The organism is Gemmatimonas sp. (genome assembly GCF_036405635.1).
In the GTDB taxonomy this organism is placed as follows: Bacteria; Gemmatimonadota; Gemmatimonadetes; order Gemmatimonadales; family Gemmatimonadaceae; genus Gemmatimonas.
The window spans coordinates 1-3,436 of sequence record NZ_DASWXE010000231.1; the positions used below are offsets into that span (position 1 = coordinate 1).

Genomic DNA, 3,436 nt, shown 5'->3' on the forward strand with positions numbered 1-3,436 from the left:
ATGACGTTGGCGATGATGTACGACGTGCTCACCCACGCGATCTCGTCGAGCGTCGCGCCGAGCGTGCCCATCATGTGCGGGATCGCGACGTTCACGATGGACGTGTCGACGAGCTCCAGCACCGCCGCAAGTGTCACCGCGATCGCGATGAGGTACTTGTTCTTGTACGGGTCGTCGGCCACTGCCTTCGCCGCGCCGGAAGAACCCCCGGAAGCGCTACGCGTGGGTGGGGTGCCAGCCAACGCCGGAGGGTTGGCCACCGAAGTGCTCATGGGTCGTTACCGGACGACGACGTTGGCCAGTACCGACATGCCCGGGCGCAACGGACGATCCTTGCCCAGATCCTTGGTCACGCGAATGCGCACCGGTACACGCTGCACGACCTTGGTGAAGTTGCCGGTGGCGTTGTCGGGCGGCAGCAGCGCGAACTTGGCGCCGGTGGCCGATGCGATGCTCTCCACTTCGCCTTCGGCCGATGCTCCATAGGCATCGATCTCGAGATCGACCTTCTGCCCCACGCGCAGGCGCGCGAGCTGCGTCTCCTTCATGTTGGCCGTCACGAACAGCCCCGTGTCCGCGACGATGGACATCATCGCCTGGCCGGGCTGAATGAGCTGACCCAGTTCCACCTGCTTGCGTGATACGATGCCGGAGAGCGGTGCTTCGACGGTGGCATACGACAACTGCAGCGCGGCGTTGTCCCGCGCCGCCTCGGCTGCTGCGAGGCGGGCCTGCGCCAGGCGTACACCAGCCTGCGCGTTGGCGATGCTGCCGGTGGCCGCCAGCACCTGCCGCTGCGTGGCCTCGAGATTGGCGTTTGCCGCATCGAACGTGGCCTGCGCCGCATCGAGCTGTGCCACGCTGATGATCTGCTTGCCGGCGAGCTCCTTGGCGCGTGTGAGATCGGCTTGTGCGCGCACCAACTGCGCCCTGGCCGCGTCCACTTGCGCCGACCCCACATCGCGCTGACTCGACGCGGTGCGCACCACCGTCACCGCCTGGCCTTCGAGGCCGCGTCCACCTGCCGTGGCGCGTGCCGCCGCCAACTCGGCTTCGGCCTGCGCGAGCTTCACCTCGAGTTCACGGGTGTCGAGCTTCACGAGCACGTGCTTTCCATCCACGTGCCCGTTGTCGGTGGCGTCGATCGCGGTGACGTAGCCACCCACCTTGGCCACCACAGGGACGATATGGCCATCGATCTGTGCATTGTCGGTCGATTCATGTGATTGACCGAAGGACCAGCGCTGGAAGCCCCAGATGCCCACGCCCATCAGGGCGACGATCGGGATCAGGAGACGAATATTCGGGCGAGCCATGAGAGTGAGCTGAGTTCAGAGGAGAAATGACGTATCGGATCAGGGCAGCTTCTGCGCATCGCCCATCGCCTTGGCGAGGGCCACGCGGGCGCCGTGATAGCCGGCGAGCGCGTCGTTGCGGAGCGTACGCGCCTGATTCAGTGAGAGCATCGCGGTGATCACATCCGCATTGCCGGCCACACCGGCGCGGAAGCGCTCCTGCGCTTGCGAGACTTCCTGCTCCGCGAGGCGCAGGCGTTCCCGCACGGCCTCCACCTGCTCCTGGGCCGCGTTCAGATCGAGCAGGGCCGCGCGCACTTCGAGACTGCTCTGTGCGCGCAGGTCGCGGAGGCGTGCATCGGTTTCACGGGCGGCGGCCACCTGTTCCTCGAGGCGGGACTCACGACGGAAGCCGTCGAACACACCGATGGAGAGCTGCACACCCCACGTGTAGGTGGGCAGCAAACGCTCGTAGTTACGGCCCACCACGCCATGGTCCACTGTGGCGCTCACCTGAGGAGCGCGCTCCCAGCGAATGGCCTTGGCCGACTGCTGCAGGGCAAACTCCTGCGCCTTGAGGGCCCGCACATCGGCCCGGGTGTCGAGCGCGGCGGTCATCGCCTCATTGGCCGATGGCACGGCCGTCGTGAGCGGCAGACCGGCCAGCGAGTCGGCGAGTTCGAGCGGCGCATCGGCACTGACGCCGGTGACGCGCTTGAGCTCGAGCATGGTGCGATCGCGCTCGTTGCGCGCCATGATGATCTGCGCGCGCACATTGGCCAGCTGCGATTCGGCCCGCGTCACGTCGAGCGCAATACCGACGCCGGCCTGCAACTGGTCGCGGGCGATGCGCAGCAGGTCTGCGGCCAGCGACGAATCCGCCTGACGGGCCGAAAGCTGCGCCTCGGCGCGTGCGGCACGCACATAGGTCGCGGCGGCGGCCGCCGCCGCACCTTCCGCCTGCGCGTTCACTTCGGCGCTGGCAGCGGTGGTGGTGGCCTGCGCGGCCCGCCAGCTGCCCCACTTGCCGAGGTCGAGCAGCGGCGCCTGCACGCGATACCGCAGGTCGACCGTGGGCACCGGGCCCAGCAACTCGCCGTCGGGGCGCATCATCGGCACGCCGGTCACCGGATTCACAAAGGAAAAGCCGAAGGTGGCTGTGTTCAGCGTGCGTTCAGACTGAATCACCGCGCCGGCCAGATCCGGGAGCAGCGCGCCTCGGCGCTGCGTCGCTCGGGCGGCAGCCTGCTCGACCCGGGCTTTGGATATCTCGATGGCGCCGTTCTGCTTGGCAGCGAGACGGGCGGCATCGCCGAGCGTGATGCGGGTTTGGGCGTGAAGGGGGCGGGCACTGACGGCCAGCAGCGCGGCGCCAAGGAGGCCTGCCCCAATCGCGACGAGGACCCGCGGGGTGGAGATCGGGACACGACGTGGTCGGCTGCCCGCCTCATCGCGTCCCTGTCGCTCCGGTCCGGAATCGTCAGCGTTTTGAAGAATGCTGTATGTCATGGAGGATGGATTGAAACCCGTTCAGGGCTTGAGCGCGTGGAGGTAGAACTCGAGCATTTCCTCGAGGACCTGCTCATCGGTGCCGAGCTGTGGGTGGAACGCCCGGTTGTTGCACCAGGTGCTGTGGGAGATGAGGATCGCCGAGTACATGCGGGCGGCCATGTTCGGGTCGATGGACCGGAACTCGCCTCGGGCGATGCCTCGTTCGACCACACTGGCCATGAGCCGGCGGCCGCGGGCGATGACCTCCTGGGCATAGAACGCCATGAGGTCGGGGAAATTCACGAGCTCATCGTGGACGAGGCGCTTGAGGACTCGCACTCGGTCCGTCCGATGGAAGTTCCAGGACTTGGTGGCGAATTCACGAATTTGTGATTCTGCACTGGCGTCTTTGTGCTCCTCTTGTGACGCCTCCGCTTCACTCAAAGCCACCACTATCGTGGAGCGTACCATTTCCCTGAACAGTTCTTCCTTGTTCGGGAAGTAGAGGTAGATGGTGCCTTTGGCGACCTGGGCGCGCTTGGCGATGTCATCGAGGCGCGTGCCAGCGAGGCCGCGCTCACCGAACTCGTGAAACGCAGCATCGAGGATCTGTTGTGGTCGTTCTTCCGGCGCCCGACGGCGCGTGGAAG

At 66.4% G+C, this 3,436-nt stretch carries 3 protein-coding genes and 1 pseudogene; all 4 read right to left on the reverse strand.

What is annotated here, in order from left to right; genetic code table 11:
• Nucleotides 1-260 (reverse strand): annotated as a pseudogene (locus VGE27_RS18140) (hypothetical protein); the annotation flags it as partial.
• Nucleotides 261-278: 18 nt separating this feature from the next.
• Nucleotides 279-1,316: an HlyD family secretion protein gene (locus tag VGE27_RS18145; RefSeq protein WP_331051093.1), complete on the reverse strand. Its 1,038-nt coding sequence runs from the start codon at nt 1,314-1,316 to the stop codon at nt 279-281.
• A 39-nt stretch (nt 1,317-1,355) separates the two neighbouring features.
• The gene (locus VGE27_RS18150; protein ID WP_331051094.1) at nt 1,356-2,804 is read right to left on the reverse strand and encodes a TolC family protein; all 1,449 of its coding nucleotides are present in this window, start codon (nt 2,802-2,804) and stop codon (nt 1,356-1,358) included.
• Nucleotides 2,805-2,825: 21 nt separating this feature from the next.
• The coding region (locus VGE27_RS18155) for a TetR/AcrR family transcriptional regulator (RefSeq protein WP_331051095.1) at nt 2,826-3,436 on the reverse strand (611 nt) is incomplete at its 5' end.

Bases quoted from the DNA above. Each gene is read 5' to 3' on its own strand.
- VGE27_RS18145 (WP_331051093.1), bottom strand. From the start codon at position 1,316: ATGGCTCGCCCGAATATTCGTCTCCTGATCCCGATCGTCGCCCTGATG.
- VGE27_RS18150 (WP_331051094.1), bottom strand. From the start codon at position 2,804: ATGACATACAGCATTCTTCAAAACGCTGACGATTCCGGACCGGAGCGA.